The 20,525-nt window shown below is 56.1% G+C and carries 15 protein-coding genes; 4 read left to right on the top strand and 11 right to left on the bottom strand.

Annotated features, from left to right (window positions below):
- Positions 1–213 precede the first annotated feature (213 nt).
- The 6 genes from glgP to asd form a co-directional block, all read right to left on the bottom strand.
- Entirely contained in the window at positions 214–2,661 is a 2,448-nt protein-coding gene (glgP, locus tag IV493_RS00775; protein ID WP_013359317.1) for a glycogen phosphorylase, read from the bottom strand.
- Between the two features lie 19 nt (positions 2,662–2,680).
- Positions 2,681–4,114 carry a glycogen synthase GlgA gene (gene glgA, locus IV493_RS00770; RefSeq protein WP_013359318.1) on the bottom strand — a complete coding sequence of 478 codons (1,434 nt, stop codon included), beginning with the start codon at positions 4,112–4,114 and terminating at the stop codon, positions 2,681–2,683.
- Positions 4,115–4,177: 63 nt separating this feature from the next.
- Positions 4,178–5,470: a glucose-1-phosphate adenylyltransferase gene (gene glgC / locus IV493_RS00765; protein ID WP_013359319.1), complete on the bottom strand. Its 1,293-nt coding sequence runs from the start codon at positions 5,468–5,470 to the stop codon at positions 4,178–4,180.
- Between the two features lie 10 nt (positions 5,471–5,480).
- The gene (glgX, locus tag IV493_RS00760) at positions 5,481–7,463 is read right to left on the bottom strand and encodes a glycogen debranching protein GlgX (RefSeq protein ID WP_095706573.1); all 1,983 of its coding nucleotides are present in this window, start codon (positions 7,461–7,463) and stop codon (positions 5,481–5,483) included.
- Entirely contained in the window at positions 7,460–9,643 is a 2,184-nt protein-coding gene (gene glgB, locus IV493_RS00755) for a 1,4-alpha-glucan branching enzyme (protein ID WP_013359321.1), read from the bottom strand. The genes glgX and glgB overlap by 4 nt, the downstream gene beginning before the upstream one ends.
- A gap of 910 nt (positions 9,644–10,553) precedes the next feature.
- Entirely contained in the window at positions 10,554–11,663 is a 1,110-nt protein-coding gene (gene asd / locus IV493_RS00750; RefSeq protein WP_195857612.1) for an aspartate-semialdehyde dehydrogenase, read from the bottom strand.
- Positions 11,664–11,880: 217 nt separating this feature from the next.
- On the opposite strand from asd, the gene IV493_RS00745 reads away from it, so the two are divergent.
- Positions 11,881–12,474, top strand: coding sequence for a YhgN family NAAT transporter (locus tag IV493_RS00745; protein ID WP_013359324.1), 594 nt, complete (start codon positions 11,881–11,883; stop codon positions 12,472–12,474).
- Between the two features lie 50 nt (positions 12,475–12,524).
- Here IV493_RS00745 and gntU read toward each other — a convergent pair whose 3' ends face one another.
- The 4 genes from gntU to IV493_RS00725 form a co-directional block, all read right to left on the bottom strand.
- Positions 12,525–13,865 (bottom strand): gluconate transporter, encoded by a 1,341-nt coding sequence (gene gntU, locus IV493_RS00740; RefSeq protein ID WP_008926287.1) that lies wholly within the window; start codon positions 13,863–13,865, stop codon positions 12,525–12,527.
- 2 nt (positions 13,866–13,867) lie between these two features.
- Positions 13,868–14,404, bottom strand: coding sequence for a gluconokinase (gntK, locus tag IV493_RS00735; protein WP_033784195.1), 537 nt, complete (start codon positions 14,402–14,404; stop codon positions 13,868–13,870).
- A gap of 140 nt (positions 14,405–14,544) precedes the next feature.
- A complete protein-coding gene (gntR, locus tag IV493_RS00730) occupies positions 14,545–15,540 on the bottom strand; it encodes a gluconate operon transcriptional repressor GntR (protein ID WP_013359330.1) in 996 nt (331 codons plus the stop codon).
- Positions 15,541–15,642: 102 nt separating this feature from the next.
- Positions 15,643–16,338, bottom strand: coding sequence for a pirin family protein (locus tag IV493_RS00725; RefSeq protein WP_013359331.1), 696 nt, complete (start codon positions 16,336–16,338; stop codon positions 15,643–15,645).
- A gap of 348 nt (positions 16,339–16,686) precedes the next feature.
- Between IV493_RS00725 and IV493_RS00720 the strand changes: the two genes are divergently transcribed.
- From IV493_RS00720 to IV493_RS00710, 3 genes are all read left to right on the top strand, one after another.
- A complete protein-coding gene (locus tag IV493_RS00720) occupies positions 16,687–17,181 on the top strand; it encodes a GNAT family N-acetyltransferase (RefSeq protein WP_013359332.1) in 495 nt (164 codons plus the stop codon).
- A 451-nt stretch (positions 17,182–17,632) separates the two neighbouring features.
- On the top strand, positions 17,633–18,325 hold the full coding sequence (locus tag IV493_RS00715; RefSeq protein WP_013359333.1) for a hypothetical protein: 693 nt from the start codon (positions 17,633–17,635) through the stop codon (positions 18,323–18,325).
- The gene (locus IV493_RS00710) at positions 18,322–18,504 is read left to right on the top strand and encodes a hypothetical protein (protein ID WP_041457131.1); all 183 of its coding nucleotides are present in this window, start codon (positions 18,322–18,324) and stop codon (positions 18,502–18,504) included. The genes IV493_RS00715 and IV493_RS00710 overlap by 4 nt, the downstream gene beginning before the upstream one ends.
- A 123-nt stretch (positions 18,505–18,627) precedes the next feature.
- Here IV493_RS00710 and ggt read toward each other — a convergent pair whose 3' ends face one another.
- Positions 18,628–20,373: a gamma-glutamyltransferase gene (gene ggt, locus IV493_RS00705; RefSeq protein WP_370584655.1), complete on the bottom strand. Its 1,746-nt coding sequence runs from the start codon at positions 20,371–20,373 to the stop codon at positions 18,628–18,630.
- Positions 20,374–20,525: the final 152 nt, after the last annotated feature.

The raw sequence follows: 20,525 nt of genomic DNA, 5'->3' as shown, positions 1-20,525 counted from the left end.
GTCGGGTCGTTTTGCTTTCCCGCATAGTAGCGATTCTCAGCCAGGGTGTAATGATCTGGCTCGCTCTGCGGGCAGATACAGGCACAGAAATCATGAGACGCTGAACCCTGTGAAAAAGGGTGAGGGATGGCGGGAGGGTCTGAAGAGAAGATGGCAATGTGGCGGCCGGTTACCCGGCCGCACAGAACGTCAGAAAGGCGTACTGCCCGGACCCTACAGCCTTATTGGTGTAATGTTCCAGATCTCATCGGCGTACTCCTGAATGGTACGGTCCGACGAGAAGTAGCCCATGCCGGCGATATTTTTCGCTGCGCGGCGCTGCCACTCATCCGGTTTACGATAGAGCGCATCCACCTTATCCTGGGTATCCACATAACTGCGATAATCCGCCAGTAACTGGTAGTGATCGCCGAAGTTAACCAGAGAATCGAACAGATTGCGGTAGCGACCCGGATCCTGCGGGCTGAATACGCCAGAGGCAATCTGAGTCAGCACCTGATGCAGCTCATCGTCCTTTTCGTAATAGTCACGCGGGTTATAGCCGCCCTTACGCAGCGCTTCGACCTGCGGCGTGGTATTACCAAAGATAAAGATGTTCTCTTCCCCGACGTGATCCAGCATCTCAACGTTGGCGCCATCCAGCGTACCGATCGTCAGCGCACCGTTCAGCGCAAACTTCATGTTACTGGTGCCGGACGCTTCCGTCCCTGCGGTCGAGATCTGCTCAGAGAGATCGGCTGCCGGGATAATGATCTGCGCCAGGCTCACGCTGTAGTTCGGGACGAAGACCACCTTCAGTTTGTTCTTCACCTGCGGATCGTTGTTGATCACATTCGCGACATCGTTGATCAGATGAATGATGTGCTTGGCGACGTAATAAGCCGACGCTGCTTTACCGGCAAAGATATTCACGCGCGGCACCCAATCCGCCTGCGGATCGGCCTTGATACGGTTGTAACGGGTGATCACATGCAGCACGTTGAGCAGCTGACGTTTGTACTCGTGAATACGCTTGATCTGTACATCAAACAGCGCGTTCGGGTCGAGCACCACATCCAGATTCTTCGCTACCCAGTCGGCCAGCCGACGCTTGTTCTGATGCTTGGCAACCGCGACTTTTTCGATAAACGCCGGATAGTCGATCTGGGCTTTCAGCTCATCCAGCTGGCTGAGATCGGTACGCCAGTTGCGACCAATCTCCTCATCCAGCACCTCTGACAGCGCCGGGTTCGCCAGCGCCAGCCAGCGACGTGGAGTGACGCCGTTGGTTTTGTTGCAGAAGCGGCCCGGGAACAGACGGGAGAAGTCGGCAAACAGTGACTGCACCATTAAATTGGAGTGCAGCTCTGACACGCCATTCACTTTATGACTGACGACGACGGCCAGCCAGCCCATGCGTATCCGGCGTCCATCGTTTTCATCGATGATCGAAATGCGCGACAGCAGATCCAGGTCATCAGGATAGTGATCCTGAATCGTCTTGAGGAAGAAGTCGTTAATCTCGAAAATGATGCTGAGGTGGCGCGGCAGGATCTTACCGATCATATCGACCGGCCAGGTCTCGAGCGCTTCGGTCATCAGCGTATGGTTGGTATAGGAGAAGACCTGACAGCAGACGTCGAAAGCGCTGTCCCAGCTGAATTTATGTTCGTCAATCAGCAGGCGCATCAGTTCGGGGATCGCCAGCACCGGATGGGTATCATTCAGGTGAATGGCGATCTTGTCCGCCAGGTTGTCCCAGGTCTGGTGCATCCGCCAGTGGCGATTCAGGATGTCCTGCACGGTCGCGGAGACCAGGAAATATTCCTGACGCAGACGCAGCTCACGGCCTGAATAGGTGGAGTCATCCGGGTAGAGCACGCGCGACACGTTTTCAGAGTGGTTTTTATCTTCCACCGCCGCAAAATAGTCACCCTGGTTGAACTTGCCGAGGTTGATTTCGTTGCTGGCCTGCGCACCCCACAGTCTTAGGGTATTGGTGGCATCCGTGTCGAAGCCCGGAATGATCTGGTCATAGGCCATCGCCAGGATCTCTTCGGTCTCCAGCCAGCGCACCTTCGTGCCTTCATGCTGAACGCGACCGCCAAATCGTACTTTGTAACGGGTATTGAAACGCTGGAATTCCCACGGATTACCATATTCGAGCCAGTAATCCGGCGACTCTTTCTGCTCACCTTCCACGATGTTCTGTTTGAACATGCCGTAATCATAGCGGATGCCATAACCGCGGCCCGGCATGCCCAGCGTCGCCAGCGAATCGAGGAAACAGGCCGCCAGGCGACCCAGACCACCGTTGCCCAGCCCCGGATCGTTCTCCTCTTCCATCAGCTCGGCCAGATCCAGACCCATCTCATCCAGCGCCTGGTTGAGATCGTCATAGATCCCCATCGCCAGCAGCGCATTCCCTAACGTGCGGCCCATCAGGAACTCCATCGACAGGTAATAGACCTGGCGGACATCCTGAGAGAGCTGAGCACGGCTGGAACGCAGCCAGCGCTCCACCATCCGGTCGCGCACTGCCAGCAGCGAGGCGTTGAGCCACTCGTGCTTGTTGGCGATCGAGGGATCTTTGCCGATAGTGAACATCAGTTTGTAGGCAATCGAATGCTTTAAGGCATCAACCGTCAACGTTGGTGAGGCGTAAGTGAAAGGTGCATTCATATCCAGTTTTCCCAATCCGTTACATCAAACGTTGGTAGAGATCACGGTAGGCTTGTGCGGCCACCTGCCAGCTAAAGTCCATGCCCATCGCCTGACGCTGAACGTAACGCCACAGTGAAGGACGGGACCACAACACAAACGCGCGCCGGATGGCCCGCAACAGCGACCAGGCATTGGCATCTTCAAAGCTGAAGCCACTGGCGATACCGTCGGCCAGGTTCTCCAGAGAGCTGTCATTGACGGTATCTGCCAGCCCGCCGGTGCGGCGCACTAACGGCAACGTACCATACTTCAGGCCATAAAGTTGAGTCAGGCCGCAGGGCTCAAAGCGACTCGGCACCACGATCACATCCGCGCCACCGACAATGCGATGGGAGAACGCTTCGTGATAGCCAATCTGCACACCCACGCTGCCCGGATGCTCCGCCGCTGCCGCCAGGAATCCCTGTTGCAGCTCGGCATCACCCTGTCCCAGCAGCACCAGCTGTCCGCCCTGCGCCAGCAGGCCAGGCAGCGCTTCCAGCACCAGGTCCAGGCCTTTCTGTTTAGTCAGTCGGCTGATCACGCAGAATACCGGCGCTTTATCATCCACCTTCAGCCCCATCGCCACCTGCAGCTGCCGTTTGTTTTCCGCTTTCGCTTCCAGCGTGTCGCGGTTATAGCGCGCACTCAGCAGCAGGTCGTGCGCCGGGTCCCAGATAGAGGGATCGACGCCATTGAGGATCCCGCTAAGACGGCCTTCCCGCATCCGCTGCGCCAGCAGGCTTTCCATGCCATAAGCAAATTCGGCAGAGGTAATTTCATGAGCGTAAGTCGGGCTCACCGCCGTAATGTGGTCAGCGTAAAAGAGTCCCGCTTTCAGGAAGGAGATCTGACCAAAGAACTCCAGCCCATGCATGTTAAAGAACGACCACGGCAGGCCAATCTCATCCATGTGATGCGCCATGAACAGCCCCTGGTATGCCAGGTTATGTACGGTGAAGACGGATTTAGCCGGACGACCACGCGCTTCCAGATAGGCGCAGGTCAGGCCAGCATGCCAGTCATGCGCATGCACGATCTCAGGACGCCACATAGAGTCCATGCCGCACGCCAGTTCACAGCCGACCCAGCCCAGCAGCGCAAAGCGCAGATAGTTGTCGACATATGCAAACTGCGACTCGTCATGGTAAGGACTGCCGGGACGATCGTAGAGGCCGGGCGCATCAATTAAGTAAATGCCCACACCATTAAATTCACCAAATAGCAGACGTATATGACCGGCAAATGTCTCTCGCTCCGTCACTACCTGGAGATCGGGTATGCCTTTGCGCAATGCGGGAAAAGCGGGCAACAGTACCCGTGTATCCGTGCCGCCCGCAATCTGCGCCTGAGGTAATGCCCCGACTACATCAGCCAGTCCGCCCGTTTTCAGCAGCGGGAAAAGTTCTGAACAGACATGTAAAACCTGCATCCTCGACCTCATTAAGTTATCCGGCACGCTCCGCGTGCCGATTGCGTAAGTTCCGCTTATCGCTTACAGCCCCGCTTTGGCCAGCCTTGCCAGCATGGCGCGGGTGACCAGTACGATCCCTTCATCCGAACGGTGAAACCGGCGACTGTCTTCATCGGGGTTTTCGCCAATAACCATGCCCTCCGGCAGTTCGCAGGCGCGATCAATCACACAGCGACGCAGGCGACACGATCGGCCCACTACCACATCAGGCAACAGTACAGTTGAATCAATATTGCAAAACGAGTTAACGCGGACGCGTGGGAACAGCACGGAATTGACCACCACCGAACCGGAGATGATGCAGCCGCCCGATACCAGTGAGTTCATGGTCATCCCGTGACTGCCGGAACGATCCTGAACAAATTTGGCCGGCGGCAGCGGCTCCATGTGAGTACGAATCGGCCAGGTGACGTCATACATATCCAGCTCAGGCATCACCGAGGCCAGGTCAAGATTGGCGCGCCAGTAAGCTTCCAGCGTTCCGACGTCGCGCCAGTAAGGCGGCGCATTGTCATCGTTCTGGACGCAGGAGAGCGCAAAGGAGTGCGCATAGCCTTCGCCGCTTGCCACGATTTTCGGCAGGATATCTTTGCCGAAATCATGGTTAGAGCCTGGCGTCTGCAGATCCTCCTCCAGCAGCTCATAGAGATAGTCCGCGTTAAACACGTAAATCCCCATGCTGGCGAGCGACTGCGTGTCATCACCCGGCATGGTGGGCGGTTTCGCGGGTTTCTCCACGAAGTCGATCACCATGTTATCTTCGTCCACCGCCATCACGCCAAAGGCCGTAGCCTCATGTACCGGCACCGGTAAACAGGCGATGGTACATTTCGCCTCGTTCACCACGTGATCCAGCAGCATGCGTGAATAATCCATCTTATAAATGTGGTCCCCGGCAAGGATCACGATGTACTGCGCCTGATAGCGGCGAATTACATCAAGGTTTTGCGTCACGGCATCGGCCGTTCCGCGATACCACTGTTCGGTCGAAAAGCGCTGCTGCGCTGGCAGCAAATCGACAAACTCATTCATCTCTTCATTGAAGATCGACCAGCCACGCTGGATATGCTGAGTCAGGGTATGAGACTGATACTGGGTAATCACGCCAATCCGTCGGATACCGGAGTTGACGCAGTTGGAGAGGGCAAAGTCGATAATGCGGAACTTGCCGCCGAAATGCACCGCCGGTTTAGCACGTTTGGCCGTTAAATCGACCAGGCGCGTGCCGCGTCCGCCGGCAAGGATCAGAGCAACCGTCTGTGTAGGGAGCTGGCGGGCCAGCATCAGGTGATCTGTTCTGTCTAACTTAACCATGTCTGACTCCTTATGATTGCTTTTGGAACACGCACACACCGTGTGCGGGACCATGCCAGACAGTTAGCAGGATGGGGTTATCGTCCCCGGCGAAAGGAGGAAGGGCACGCCATTCTCCGTCTGGTAACACGATGTCATTCACCGTATCCGTGGCGTTTATTGTTATTAACCAGCGGCCGGACAGCAGGATCTGCAATCTGTGCATCCCCTGTGCCCATTCATCGTGTTGCAGTGGCTGGCCACCGGCATTGAGCCACTGCACATTACCGTCACCGTCCTGCCACCAGCGATCTGCGGTCAGCGCCGGAATGCGCTGGCGCAGAGCAATCAGTGCTGCGGTGAATCCGACTAATCCCTTCTCATCCGCCTGCCAGTCAAGCCAGCTCAGGGCGTTATCCTGACAGTAGGCGTTGTTGTTGCCGCGCTGCGTATGGCCGCGCTCATCGCCGGCCAGCAGCATTGGCGTGCCCTGTGACAGCAGCAGCGTCGTCAGCAGTGCCCGCACGCTGCGGCGGCGGCGTTCGATCACGTCAAAGCTGACGTTCAGCCCCTCTTTGCCGTGGTTGTGGCTGTAGTTATCACCGTGGCCATCGCGGTTATCTTCCCCATTCGCTTCGTTGTGTTTACGTTCGAAGCTCACCACATCCCACAGCGTAAAGCCGTCATGGGCGGTGATCAGGTTAACCGTGGCGTGTGGCGGCCGGTCATCATGCTGATAGAGATCGCTGGAGGCGGCAAAGCGCCGAACGAACTCGCCATTGCTTAAGCCGCCATGCAGCCAGTAACGACGCGCGGTGTCGCGAAACTTATCGTTCCATTCGGCAAACGGTGGCGGAAAACGGCCAACCTGATAGCCGTCAGGGCCGATATCCCAGGGTTCTGCAATCAGCTTGACCTGAGAGAGCAGCGGACAGGCGCGTATCGCCTCAAAAAAGGGTGCATCACGCTGGTAATCGGGTGTGCGGCCCAGAACCGGCGCAAGGTCAAAGCGGAAGCCGTCGACATGGCAAACGCGCACCCAGTAGCGCAGCGCCTCTAAGGTCCACGCCATCACCTGCGGATGGTGGATATTCAGCGTGTTGCCGCAGCCGGTCCAGTTCTGATAACCGCCCTGCTCATCGAGCCAGTAGTAGCTGGCATTGTCGATACCGCGCATCGAGATCGTCGGGCCAATCTCGTCCAGTTCGGCAGTGTGGTTGAACACCACATCCAGTAGTACTTCAATACCCGCGGCGTGCAGGCTCTTGACCGCCTGCTGAAACTCCTGCAACGGCGTCACACCCGGCTGACCGGAGGCGTAACGGGGATCCACCGCCCAGAGCGCAAAAGGGTTATAACCCCAGTAGTTGCTCAGGCCAAGCTGCAGCAATCGCGGTTCGCTGGCGAAGTGGGCCACTGGCAGCAGCTCAAGAGTGGTAATTCCCAGCTTGCGCAGGTAATCCACCATAACAGGATGACCCAGCGCCGCGTAAGTCCCGCGCAGCGTTTCCGGAATTTCCGGATGCTGCTGCGTCAGGCCGCGCACATGGGCTTCATAAATTACCGTGTTGCCCCAGGCCGTACGTGGCGCGACATCGCCCTGCCAGTCAAAATCTTCGGCTACCACCACACATTTAGGCGCAATCGCGGCGTTGTCATGCGGATCGGGCTGCGCTTCGCCGCCCTGAAACAGCGGGTCATCCGGAACATCGCCTTGCACCGCGCGGGCGCAGGGGTCAACCAGCAGCTTTGCCGGATTAAAGCGATGTCCCTGCTGCGGCGACCAGGGGCCATAAACCCGGTAGCCGTAGCGCTGTCCCGGTTTTAACGCCGGAACATAACCGTGCCAGATATCCCCACTGCGGCCAGGCAGGTCAAGACGCTGTTCTGCGCCCTGTTCATCAAACAGGCAGAGCTCTACGCGCGCCGCATGCTGTGAGAACAGAGTGAAGTTAACGCCTTTGCCATCGTAACTGGCACCCAGCGGTTCGGGATCGCCGGCAGTAATGGTCATTCAGCCTCCCGCACCAGCCAGACTGTTGCCAGCGGCGGCAGATTGAGACTCAGCGACTGCGGTCGTCCGTGACTCTCCTGCTCATCGGTATGCACCCGATGAATGCGCACGTCACTGCCGTGATACTCATGCTGATCTGTGTTCAGCACTTCACGCCAGTAGCCAGGCTGATTAACGCCAAAGCGATAGCCCGGACGCGCCACCGGGGTGAAATTGCTGATGACGATCACTTCGTTGCCTTCACGGTCGCGGCGGACAAAGGCGAAGACGGAGTGTTCCGCATCGTTCACCACCAGCCACTCAAAGCCTGCCGGATCAAAGTCCAGCTGATGCAGCGGTGTGTAGTGCTGATAGGTGTGGTTGAGGTCGCGCACCAGACGCTGAACACCGTGATGCCAGTTGTCATCCCCTTCCAGCAGATGCCAGTCCAGGCTGACGTCGTGGTTCCACTCGCGGCCCTGAGCAAATTCATTGCCCATGAACAGCAGTTTCTTGCCCGGGAAGCCCCACATCCAGCCGTAGTAGGCACGCAGGTTGGCGAACTTCTGCCAGGCGTCGCCCGGCATACGATCGAGAATCGAGCGCTTACCGTGCACCACTTCGTCATGCGACAGCGGCAGCACAAAGTTTTCGGTGTAGTTGTACATCATGCCGAAGCTCATCAGGTTGTGATGGTGCTTGCGGTAGATGGGATCGACCTGCATGTAGTCGAGCGTGTCGTGCATCCAGCCCAGATTCCATTTGAACCAGAAGCCCAGCCCGCCGCCTTCGGTCGGACGTGTCACGCCAGGATAGTCGGTGGACTCTTCAGCCATGGTTACCGACCCGGACGCGACGGTGCCGAGCGTGCGGTTGGTGTAACGCAGAAATTCGATCGCTTCGAGGTTCTCACGGCCACCGAACTGATTCGGCACCCACTCCCCTTCGTTACGGCTGTAATCGCGGTAGATCATCGACGCCACCGCATCCACGCGCAGGCCATCAATGCCAAAACGTTCGGTCCAGTAGAGCGCATTGCCCGACAGGTAATTGCTTACTTCGCGGCGGCCAAAGTTGTAAATCAGGGTGTTCCAGTCCTGATGGAAGCCTTCACGCGGGTCGCTGTGCTCATAGAGCTGCGTGCCGTCGAAGCGCGCCAGACCGAAATCATCGCTGGGGAAATGACCCGGCACCCAGTCGAGCAGCACGTTGAGGCCCGCTTCATGGGCGGCGTCAATAAAGGCGCGGAACTCATCACGGGTTCCAAAACGGCGGGTCGGTGCATACATGCCCAGTGGCTGATAGCCCCAGCTGCCATCAAACGGATGCTCGTTGATCGGCAGCAGTTCGATATGGGTAAAGCCCATCTCTTTAACGTAAGGCACCAGCTGTTCAGCCAGCTCTTTGTAGCTCAGCCAGAAGTTGTTGTCGGTGTGACGACGCCAGGAGCCCAGATGCACTTCATAGATGGAGATGGGCGCGTCAAAACCGTTGGCGGCTTTACGCTCCTCTTTCATCTCAACCGGCTCTGGCAGGCCACAGATCATCGACGCAGTTTGCGGGCGCATCTGCGCTTCAAAGGCGTAAGGATCCGCTTTGATGCGCAGTTCACCATTGGCATCGATAATTTCATATTTGTAGAGCTGACCGTTGACCGCGCCCGGTACAAACAGCTCCCAGATGCCCAGTTCCTGACGCAGGCGCATCGGATGACGGCGGCCATCCCAGAAGTTGAAGTCACCAACCACTGAGACGCGACGGGCATTGGGTGCCCAGACGCAGAAGCGGGTACCGAAGACGCCATCGATGACGTCGCCATGCGCGCCCAGCGTCTCGTAAGGACGCAGGTGTGTTCCTTCCGCCAGCAGCCACAGATCCATCTCCTGCAGCAGCGGGCCAAAGCGGTAGGCATCATCGACCAGATTTTGCTGGCCGTGCCAGTTCACCGCCAACTGGTAGCGGAAATGATTTTTACGGCGTGGAATGACGCCACTGAAGAAGCCGCGTGCATCCTCGCACACCAGCTGGGCCAGTTTACGCCCGGTGGAGGTTTCAATGACCCACACTTCGAGCGCTTCGGGGAGCAATGCCCTGACTTCCAGGCCTTGCTGAGTTCGGTGCATCCCTAGTAACGAAAAAGGGTCGGCATAATTACCCGCAAACAGGGCATTGATCGCATCGCGATCGGGAAGCTCTGACATGACTTTCTTCCTGTGATAATTGGCAGCCGAAATGAACGCAACATAGCCTGTCACGCTTCACCTGCGCTGCTCTTCATTGAGCCATACGTACAACGACAAAGAAGTCAGGCCATTCCGTGGGAAAATTTTTTTGCCGTGTACCACAACCATTTAGTCCGGAAAGCACAAGAGTGACCTGTGGCACATCATGGTTAAATCATAGCTTGGTCGCGGCAGTTGCCATGGACTTAAGCAAAATATTCTTTAGCGATCGGCAAAAAAGGGAAGCTGATCACTTAGTAAGCGAAACGGCAGATTGTTTCGTGTACGAAAGGGACAAAAAAGGCCGGATAAATCCGCGGATTAGTGTCATTTATGCTGCCCGGCGTGTCCGGATGAAAGACGCTGCATTTTTCACCGGACTGGAACAGTATCTCTGCCGGCAGACAATGTCAGACACCCGGCGTGATGAACGCAGACGGCGATGGAGAAAAGCTACCTGATAACGTGTTGTAAAGCGATGGTTAACAGCATGTTTCTAATCGACTCAGAGATAAGAGCATATGATGGCTAAGATACAGGGCACCTGTACTTCATCCTGCTCAGCATCTTCGTGTCGCCTGCTCTGTATCACAGGCAGAGTAACATTGTCGTTATGACTCAACGCCCTGACTGCACAGACACTTTGTAAGGATGCAAAAAGAATGGGTTATCGAAAAACAGGTTAAGCACGCCACACAGCCAGACGCCAGTCATCAGTGGCCCTACAAGCCATGAAGTACAGAGCGGTATGTTGCTTAAAACGCAATAACACCATTCCAGGCCAGTCAGCAAAAAAGCCCGCAACCATCAATGATGATTACGGGCTTTCATATAGCCATCCGATCTTTTTGTCTTATCCGATTGGCATGACTCAGGCGATGTTTGCTGGTTAGTTGGTCAGCAACCGCAGCATGCGACGCAGCGGTTCGGCAGCGCCCCATAACAGTTGGTCGCCTACCGTGAAGGCGGAAAGGTACTCCGGCCCCATGTTCAGTTTACGCAGACGGCCAACCGGCGTGGTCAGCGTGCCGGTCACGGCGGCAGGCGTCAGTTCACGCATCGTCAGCTCGCGATCATTCGGCACCACTTTGACCCACTCATTATGGGAGGCCAGCAGCTGTTCGATTTCAGCCAGTGGCAGATCGCGTTTCAGCTTCAGGGTAAACGCCTGGCTGTGGCAACGCAGCGCGCCGACGCGCACGCATAATCCATCAACCGGGATGACCTTAGAGGTGGCGAGGATCTTGTTGGTCTCCGCCTGGCCTTTCCACTCTTCGCGACTCTGACCGTTTTCCAGCTGCTTGTCGATCCACGGAATCAGGCTGCCCGCCAGCGGGACGCCGAAGTTGTCGGTTGGTAAGGTGCCGGAACGGGTGAAGTCGGTCACGCTACGCTCGATGTCGAGGATGGCGGAAGCCGGGTTCTGCAGCGCAGGCGCAACGTGATCGTGCAGCATGCCCATCTGGGTCAGTAGTTCGCGCATGTGGCGCGCACCGCCGCCAGAGGCTGCCTGATAGGTGGCAACCGAGGCCCACTCCACCAGATCCTGCGCAAACAGGCCGCCCAGCGACATCAGCATCAGGCTGACGGTACAGTTACCGCCGACAAAGGTTTTGATGCCACGGTCAATGCCCTGGCGAATCACAGCATGGTTGACCGGATCGAGAATGATGATGGCATCATCCTTCATGCGCAGCGTAGAGGCCGCATCAATCCAGTATCCCTGCCAGCCGCTGGCGCGCAGCTTTGGATAGACGTCACTGGTGTAGTCGCCGCCCTGGCAGGTGATAATGATATCCAGCGCGCGCAGCGCTTCAATATCAAACGCATCCTGCAGGGTGCCCTGCTGTTTGTCCGCAAACGCGGGTGCCGCCTGACCATGCTGCGACGTCGAGAAGAAGACCGGATTGATTGCATCAAAATCACGCTCTTCACTCATGCGGGACATCAGCACTGAGCCGACCATGCCGCGCCAACCAACAAAACCTACATTCTTCATGTCGTGTCCGTCTAAGGCAGTTACACCTGCTTTTCATTTCAGAGGAGAGAGCCGCGTGCTATTTTCACGCCGCTCTGCGTAATAATAGGATTTACCTGTGTCCCCTCACTCTACAAAATGCAGGCCGGGTAGCAAGTGAATTAATTCGATTACGCTAACTTTTTCAGCAGCGTAACTAATAACTCCGCTTTTTCGCGAACAACATGGCGCAAAACCGATGACTGAAATGATTTCGGCAACAATATTATTGTTGTTAATTATGGATCCACTGGGCAATCTGCCGATTTTTATGTCGGTTTTAAAGCATCTGGAGCCGAAACGGCGGCGGGTGGTGCTAATCCGTGAAATGCTGATTGCCCTGATCATCATGCTGCTGTTCCTGTTTACCGGCGAACGCATCCTGGCGTTTTTGAATCTGCGCACCGAAACCGTGTCGATTTCTGGCGGGATCATCCTGTTTCTGATCGCCATCAAGATGATTTTCCCGTCGGCTGAAAGCAGCAGTTCTGGCTTACCGGCGGGCGAAGAACCGTTCCTGGTGCCGCTGGCGATTCCACTGGTGGCCGGGCCATCGCTACTGGCCACATTGATGCTGCTGTCGCATCAGTATCCGCATCAGATGTCGCATCTGGTCGGCGCGCTGCTGATCGCCTGGGGTGTAACGGTCGCTATTCTGCTGATGTCAGGTCTGTTCCTGCGTCTGCTGGGCGATAAGGGTGTGAATGCGCTGGAACGTCTGATGGGATTGATACTGATTATGCTGGCGACTCAGATGTTCCTGGATGGCATCCGAGCCTATCTGAAGTTATAGAGAAAGGTCTGCGCTTCCCGTAATGCCGGGGAAGCGCAGAAACAGCAGGCCTAAGAGAGCAATTCGAAAGCAATCATTCCAACAACTGCGCCCACGGTGCCGAGAATGGTCTCCATCAGCGTCCAGGTCTTCAGCGTTTCCGCTTCGCTGGCCCCGGTGAAGCGGCCAAACAGCCAGAACCCGGCATCGTTCACATGGCTGATAATAATCGAGCCACCGCCGATGCAGATCGACAGCGCCGCCAGTTGCGCACCGCTGTAATGCAGCGGTTCAATCACCGGCATGATTAAGCCCACGGTGGTCAGACAGGCGACCGTCGCCGACCCCTGAATCACCCGCACCGCGCCCGACAGAATAAAGCAGGCCAGCGCAATCGGCAGACCCGCGCCGGTCAGCGCATTGCCCAGCACCGGCCCTACGCCTGAATCCACCAGCACCTGCTTGAATACGCCACCCGCACCAATCACCAGCAGGATAATCCCGGCCGGTTGCAGCGCGCTGCCGCACACCTGCATCACCCGCTCTTTATCCATACCCTGACGGTAAGCCAGGCCATAAATCGCCACCAGCAGCGCCAGCAGAATGGCAGTGAAAGGATGGCCGATAAATTCCAGCCACTCGTACAGCGTGGTGCCTTCGGTCGTGAAGCGTGCGCCGATGGTTTTCAGGCCGACCAGCACCAGCGGGAACAGGATCAGTGAGAGGCTGAAGCCAAACGACGGCAGCTTGCTCTCATCGACATCCGGTTGATGATCTTCCGGCGGTGCGCTGAAGGTAACGTGATTGCCGATGAAGTTGCCAAACAGCGGCCCTGCAATCAGCATGCCCGGGATCGCCGCGCAAAGACCCAGCAGAATCATCCAGCCGAAGTCCGCGTGCATCTGTGAAGCCAGCAGCATTGGAGCCGGTCCGGGCAGCAGGAACGCCGCCGACGCGGCCACACCGGCAAACAGCGGGATCACCAGCTTCACGAGATTGCCGCCGGTACGCCGCGCCACCGCAAACGCGATGCTGATTAACAGCACCACCGCCACCTCAAAGAAAAGCGGCAGCGCGCAGATCAGACCGGCAATGCCCATCGCATAATGGGCGCGGCTCTGACCAAAGGTTTTCAGCATCCGGATAGCGATCTGATCCACGGCGCCGGTTTCATGCAGGATTTTGCCGAACATCGCGCCCAGCGCGACCACAATGGCAAGGAAGCCGAGCGTGCCGCCCATCCCCTTCTGCATGGTTTCCGCGATTTTGTTCAGTGGCATGCCGGAGAAGAGTCCGGCACCGATGGAGACTAACATCAGCGCGACAAAGGCGTGCATACGGGCCTTCATCACCAGAAAAAGCAGCAGCAGGACGGAGCCTGCTGCGGTCAAAACGAGTGTTGCGGTATTCATCTCTAATCCTGGCTGATAGCGTCCTGGATAGTCGCAACCGTAGCCGCCACCACCTCGTCCAGTGAATGCGCGATATCCACGACCAGGACATCCGGCTCATCACTGCCCGGCTCTTCCAGCGTGGCAAACTGGGTGACCAGCATCTGCGGCTTGAAGAAGTGGCCTTTACGCGCCTTCAGGCGGGCTTCGATGGTGTCGAAATCGCCTTTCAGGTAAACGAAACGCAGGTTATCGTTGCCCTGACGAAGAATGTCGCGATAACTTTTTTTCAGGGCTGAGCAGACAATGATGGAGATCGCCTGGGTACGCTGCATGGCAAACGCGGCATCATTCAGCGCCTGTAACCACGGCTGGCGATCGCTGTCATCCAGCGGATGACCATCGGCCATCTTCAGGATGTTGGCGCGCGGGTGGAGAAAATCACCGTCAAGAAAAGCGGTATTCAGCTGGTGAGAGACCTGGTTGGCGACAGCAGATTTTCCGCTGCCTGAAACGCCCATCAGGATAAAAACGTGATGCGACGGGGATTGCGTTGTCATTTTTCTGCTCCGGCAGGTGAGAATTTGCCAATGTTACCGATAACAATGTCGTTTCTCATTCTCCTGGCCGGTTAACAGCCTGGCAACCTTTTTACCAGGAAAAGCATGAAAGTGTGAGCTGACTCATAAAAACATCACAATCAGATGCTGCCACCTTCACTGATCTCAAAACCGATATCCCGTAGCGGATCATCACTGCTCTCACCGGCAATACGCGCCAGCAACATTGCCGCCGCTTCACGGCCCATTCGGTCGCGCGGCGTCAGCACTGTCGCCAGCTGTGGTGTGACGACCTGACTGATATCATGGCCGTGAAAACCCGCTATCGCCATCTGAGTGGGTACCTGCAATCCCTGGCGCTGACACTCAAACATCGCGCCGACTGCCAGATCATCATTGGTACAGAACAGGCTATCCGTTTCAGGATAGAGACGTTGTGCTTCACGCAGCAGATCGCCACCGGCGCTGAATGATGAGGCATCCTCCATCATCACGCTGTGCGGCGTCAGACCCGCTTCGCGCATGGCGATTTCATAACCGCGCTGCTTTTGCAGCGTGCGTTCATCAAGGCGTGCGCCAAGATAGACAGTGTGACGATGGCCTTTGCTGAGGATCGCCTGTGTCATCTGCCGGGCCGCTTCGACGTTATCAAAGCCGACAGCCATGTCCAGGCAGGGTGTAACGCTGTCCATCACCTCAATCACCGGAATACCGGCCACTTCCAGCATACGCAGCGTGCCTGGCGTATGGGTGCGTTCGGTGAGGATAACGCCATCGATGTTCCAGCCCAGCAGCGAGCGCAGTTGCAGCTCCTCTTTTTGCGGGTTGTAACCAAAGTGGGCGACCAGCGTCTGATAGTTGGCTTCGTCAGTGACGGCTTCAATGCCGCGCAATACGTCAGCAAAAACCTGGTTGGTGAGCGACGGCAGCAGCACACCGATGGCACGGCTGGTAGCGTTAGAAAGCATATCGGGGGCGCGATTGGGGATATAACCCAGCTCATCCAGTGCCACTGCAATCTTGTCCCGCAGGGCAACAGAGACCTGCTCAGGATTACGCAGGTAACGGCTGACGGTCATTTTAGTAATGCCGACGCGATCGGCAACGTCCTGTAATACCGGTCTTTTCTTCTTCATCGTAGCGCCTGGGATCGCCCTGAAAGCTAAAGTACGATGAGTCTATCACTTTTCTGTCACAAAATTCCTAACCGGGCGCGACGAGGCGCGCCCGTTATCTGCTTAGACAGGTGGCAGATCAAACAGCAGGACTTCGGCCGCCGAGCTGGCTTCAATCGTCAGCGCGCTTTCGTCCCAGATCGCCAGGGCGTCGCTGGTGGTGACCGCGTTGCCGTTAACGGTAACATCACCTTTCACGACCTGAATCCAGATACGACGTCCCGCATCAATCGCAACGTTATCCTGCTCACCGGCAGCCAGTACCCAGCGCGACAAGGTCATGTCCTGATAAACTTTCAGCGACCCTTCACGGGCATCCGGGCTTAACACCAGCTGGCGTCCCTGCACATCCGGGAAGCGGCGCTGATCGTAGCGTGGCTCAATACCGGTACGCTCAGGAATGATCCAGATCTGATAGAGGTGCAGCGGTTCGCTTTCGCTGGCGTTGTACTCAGAGTGACGCACACCGGTGCCGGCACTCATGATCTGGAACTCCCCTGCCGGGATCTGCTCTTTGTTGCCCATGCTGTCCTGATGCTCAACCGTACCGGAAAGCACGTAGGTCAGGATTTCCATATCTTTATGCGGATGGGTGCCAAATCCCTGACCGCCATCGATCACATCTTCATTGATGACCCGCAGCGCGGAGAAACCCATGAAGTTCGCATCGTGATAGCTGGCGAAAGAGAAGGTGTGCCAGCTATCCAGCCAGCCATGGTTTGCGTGACCGCGTTCTTCAGCTTTGCGTACATAGATCATGTTCAAATCTCCTCAATGTTTTTTATAGTGTGTCCCTGAGGCGGTTTGATTGATAGCTGAAAAACTTCACTCCTCTGTTCAAATTCATTGAATGATCGTGCAGGAGTGGCTGAAAAGCATTGAAGGAGAGCAGGCAAAAAAAAGCCAGCATCTAAGCTGGCGAAATAATACTGGAAGCAATGTGAGCAATGTCGTGCTTTTCCAGGCTGTCGGGCGACCTCCCGGAAACGCATGGCAATAATAATCATTATCATTCGCGTCTGTAAAGTCATTTTCACTTTTTTTAGCTTGATTAATGATCTGAATACCTTGATGTTTAAAAGGTTTTTATGGGAGAAAGGAGCGATCATGAGTGAAATAGTTGTCCGCCACGTCATGCCAGAAGATGCAGCCGCGCTGCACAGGATTTACAGTCAGCCAGATACCCAGGCCAGCACGCTGCATCTGCCTCACTCATCGCTACAGATGTGGCAGACCCGACTCGCTTCGCCACAGCCTCATTCACATCTGCTGGTAGCCTGCATCGACAAAGAGGTTGTTGGCCAGTGCGCATTGCATGTGGAGGAGCGCCCCAGACGCCGTCACGTCGCCTCTTTGGGGATGGGCGTGGATGAACGCTACCGGCAGCGAGGCGTCGGCACTGCACTCATGCGAGAAATGGTCTCGTTGTGCGACAACTGGCTACAGGTGAGCCGGATGGAGCTGACGGTGTTCGTCGATAATGGCCCGGCTATCGCCCTGTATCAGCGTTTCGGTTTTGAGATTGAGGGAACGGCCAGAGGTTTCGCCATACGGCACGGTGAACTCATCGACGCGCATTATATGGCGCGGGTTAAAGCCTGACGTGTGGAAGCAGAAAGGGCACCGAAGTGCCCTTCAGATTAATGACAAATTCAAAGTACGGTGAATCGGGTAGCAACGTATTAGCCTGACGCGCAGGGAATACGGTCAGAAGAGGAAAGCGTCCCGCCGCCCGGAAAACAACGCCCGGAGCGTTTTTGAACAATGCAATGCGTTGACCTCACTACGCCTGGCACGCCCGTCATGCGATGTTTGTGAGGATTACGCTGCACTGATCACCAGCTATGGCTTACGTCTTGCAAAATGTTTTTGATAAGCTGGAAATTATTCCGGATGCAGGTGATGCGCAGTCGCGCTGATTTATATACCGGCATAAAGTGCTTTGCTCAGAGTTCTGGAACGATCAGTAGTACTGAAATTTGAGGGCACTGCAGACCTGGCTGCAGATTACAAAAAAACGGAACCGGGGTAGTGAGAGAGAGGATGATTATTTATGACTGACAATCATACAGTTATTACAAAAATGCAGGCTGACAGTCTGCTGGGAGTACGCCTTGATAAGGCACTGGCCGGCGTAAAAGATGCCGTTCTGGATCAGGCCCGGCATGTAAACATGGGTGTCACACGTCTGGCTTTTTACAGCTCATGTTTTACCGACAATTACCAGGACGTATGTGCAGCACAGAAAAGTGAAGACGTGCGTTTTATGGAAGCACTGGTTCAGTTGGTAAAGCGCCATGATGTCATCAAAAGAATGTTTCAGATCTACGTTGAGCACCTTCTGAGTACCCGCTCCTCTGAAAGCACACGCAGAATTCAGCAGGCTCTGATAAAAAAAGGGGCGACTATCGCGTCATCCTCGCTGACCAATCAGGGACTTAGTTCTGCTATCGCCGCCGCTCTGGGTTTTAGCTTCGGGATGAAAATATCCGTAGATACCAAACTTGCCAAAATCTCTGCTGTATCAGTCACTCTTGCAAGCTATTACGGCTATGTTCAGGAAGCGGCAGAGGCTGCACACAGGCTCTTACAGCTCAGCCCTATTTATTACAGCGCGCTTTACGCTGAAAAGTTAGAAATGCTTTATTTCATCATTGAGCCGGTAATCAATCAGAATGTACATCTGATTTCTACTTTGTCTTCAGAGGACGAAATCGCCAACGCCATCATGCGAGTTCTTAGATGAATAATTATTTTATCAAATGGCTGCACCGGCAGCTCCGCTATTTCGCGGCCACCCTAATCCCGGCAGCGCTTATTATCGGATTCGGCATGCTGGCCGTCACCTTCTGGCCAGCCTTTGCATGGAGCTCAACAGCCGTCTTTGCCGTTCTGGTTATAGGCCTGACTTTCTGGCTCGTTTAAAGAATTGCACATCACCCACTGTATGCTCATTAGCGGCATACAGGGGGTGATGCTTTTGCGTCTTTCCGATCTGACCGTGTTCCCTGAGCAGGCTAAATCCAGCCGCCACTTTGTTCTCAGATATCAGTAACCCGCACTCAAATCATCAATGCTGCGCGGATCCGAAGCACCATACAGCATGCCATCCGGCCCAATCATGATGCTCTGCGTACTGCCCATCGACGGCAGCACTTTCACATGCTGGCCTTTAGCTTCCAGCAGACGCAATGTATCAGGGCTGAAGCCCTTCTCCACCCGCAGCTGATCCGGCAGCCACTGATGATGGAAGCGTGGTGCGTTGGTGGCTTCCGCCACGTTCATCCCGAAATCAATGCTGTTCACCACCATCTGCAACACCGTGGTGATAATGCGGCTGCCGCCCGGACTGCCGGTCACTAGCCAGGTTTTGCCGCCTTTAGCGACGATGGTCGGCGACATTGATGACAACGGACGTTTCGCCGGCTGCACCGCATTCGCTTCCCCGCCCACCAGCCCGTAGACATTGGGCGTGCCCGGCTTGGCGGAGAAGTCATCCATCTCATTATTCATCAGGATGCCACTCTTGCCCGCCACAATTCCGCTGCCGAAATAGGTGTTCAGCGTGTAGGTGACCGCAACGGCATTGCCCTGCTTATCCACCACTGAGAAATGGGTGGTCTGGTTGCTTTCGTAAGGTTCGAGCTTGCCCGGTTTGATCTCACTGGAAGGCCGCGCCTTTGCCACGTCAATCTGCTGCGCCAGCGTTTTAGCATAGGCTTTACTGGTCAGCGCCTGCCAGGGCACCTTCACGAAATCGGGGTCGCCGAGATATTCCGAGCGGTCCGCGTAGGCATATTTTTCCGCTTCCGCCATCACCTGCATGGCGTCAGCGCTGCCAAAGCCCATCTTCGCCAGATCGAAGTTCTCCAGGATATTGAGAATCTGCACGATGTGGATACCACCGGATGAGGGCGGTGGCATTGAGAAGACTTCATAACCGCGGTAGGTACCACTGATGGGCTGACGCTCGACCGCCCGATAGGCCGCCAGGTCAGCTTTGCTGATCAGCCCGCCGTGCTGCGCCATCTCGCCGGCGATCTCATCCGCGATTTCACCTTTGTAAAAGGCATCCGGCCCCTGGCGGGCAATCAGTTGCAGGCTGTGAGCCAGGTTTTTCTGCACCAGCCGATCGCCCTTCTGCCACGGCGTGCCGTCCGGTTTGTAGAAGATCGCTTTGCTGTTGGGATGGGTGATCAGCACCTCTTTGCCGTAGGTCTTCAGGTCATCCGCCAGCGCATCGTTGACCGGAATACCGTCACGCGCCAGTTTGATCGCCGGTGCCAGAAGGGTGCTCAGCGGCAGGGTGCCATATTTCTGCGCAGCCAGCGCCAGTCCGGCAACGGTGCCCGGCGTGCCGGAAGCCAGATGTGAGGTCAGCGACAGCTTACTGTCGGCGTTGCCCTGCTTATCCAGGAACATGTCGCGCGACGCGTGGCCCGGTGCCATTTCACGGAAATCGATAGCGGTAGCGCGGCCAGAAGCCGTGCGCAGCAGCATAAAGCCGCCGCCGCCCAGGTTGCCCGCCTGCGGATGGGTCACGGCCAGCGCAAAGCCCACGGCGACCGCGGCATCCACCGCATTCCCGCCCTGACGCAGAATTTCCACGCCCACCTGGGTTGCCAGCGCATCCACCGACGCCACCATGCCGTGCTGCGCTTTTACCGGGTGAAAAGTATCACTGTCCACACCGTAGGAGACCGGCGGAGCCTGAGTGGGCGCGGCGTTCGCGCCTGCCACCACGGTAAAACTCATCACCAGCGACCAGCTAAGCTGACGCACTGTCTGCTTCATTTTCATCCTGCCACCATCCCATGTTGTTATTTACATTTTTTTATCATTTCTGCAAGTGCCTACAAATACAGCAAAATAACCGGGGTTAAGTCAAATCAGGAATACATCTGAAAGTAAGGTCTGTGATATCGCGTAAACTTATGGGTGCGACC

Origin of the sequence: Pantoea sp. SM3640 (assembly GCF_015654165.1) — a bacterium.
Classification (GTDB): Bacteria; Pseudomonadota; Gammaproteobacteria; order Enterobacterales; family Enterobacteriaceae; genus Pantoea; species Pantoea vagans.
Note: the sequence above shows the minus strand (reverse complement) of the source record. Positions and strands in the feature narration are given on the sequence as shown.

Excerpts from the sequence above, each read along its gene's own strand:
- glgP (WP_013359317.1), bottom strand. The coding sequence starts at position 2,661 with ATGAATGCACCTTTCACTTACGCCTCACCAACGTTGACGGTTGATGCC.
- glgA (WP_013359318.1), bottom strand. The coding sequence starts at position 4,114 with ATGCAGGTTTTACATGTCTGTTCAGAACTTTTCCCGCTGCTGAAAACG.
- glgC (WP_013359319.1), bottom strand. The coding sequence starts at position 5,470 with ATGGTTAAGTTAGACAGAACAGATCACCTGATGCTGGCCCGCCAGCTC.
- glgX (WP_095706573.1), bottom strand. The coding sequence starts at position 7,463 with ATGACCATTACTGCCGGCGATCCCGAACCGCTGGGTGCCAGTTACGAT.
- glgB (WP_013359321.1), bottom strand. The coding sequence starts at position 9,643 with ATGTCAGAGCTTCCCGATCGCGATGCGATCAATGCCCTGTTTGCGGGT.
- asd (WP_195857612.1), bottom strand. The coding sequence starts at position 11,663 with ATGAAGAATGTAGGTTTTGTTGGTTGGCGCGGCATGGTCGGCTCAGTG.
- IV493_RS00745 (WP_013359324.1), top strand. The coding sequence starts at position 11,881 with ATGACTGAAATGATTTCGGCAACAATATTATTGTTGTTAATTATGGAT.
- gntU (WP_008926287.1), bottom strand. The coding sequence starts at position 13,865 with ATGAATACCGCAACACTCGTTTTGACCGCAGCAGGCTCCGTCCTGCTG.
- gntK (WP_033784195.1), bottom strand. The coding sequence starts at position 14,404 with ATGACAACGCAATCCCCGTCGCATCACGTTTTTATCCTGATGGGCGTT.
- gntR (WP_013359330.1), bottom strand. The coding sequence starts at position 15,540 with ATGAAGAAGAAAAGACCGGTATTACAGGACGTTGCCGATCGCGTCGGC.
- IV493_RS00725 (WP_013359331.1), bottom strand. The coding sequence starts at position 16,338 with ATGATCTATGTACGCAAAGCTGAAGAACGCGGTCACGCAAACCATGGC.
- IV493_RS00720 (WP_013359332.1), top strand. The coding sequence starts at position 16,687 with ATGAGTGAAATAGTTGTCCGCCACGTCATGCCAGAAGATGCAGCCGCG.
- IV493_RS00715 (WP_013359333.1), top strand. The coding sequence starts at position 17,633 with ATGACTGACAATCATACAGTTATTACAAAAATGCAGGCTGACAGTCTG.
- IV493_RS00710 (WP_041457131.1), top strand. The coding sequence starts at position 18,322 with ATGAATAATTATTTTATCAAATGGCTGCACCGGCAGCTCCGCTATTTC.
- ggt (WP_370584655.1), bottom strand. The coding sequence starts at position 20,373 with ATGAAGCAGACAGTGCGTCAGCTTAGCTGGTCGCTGGTGATGAGTTTT.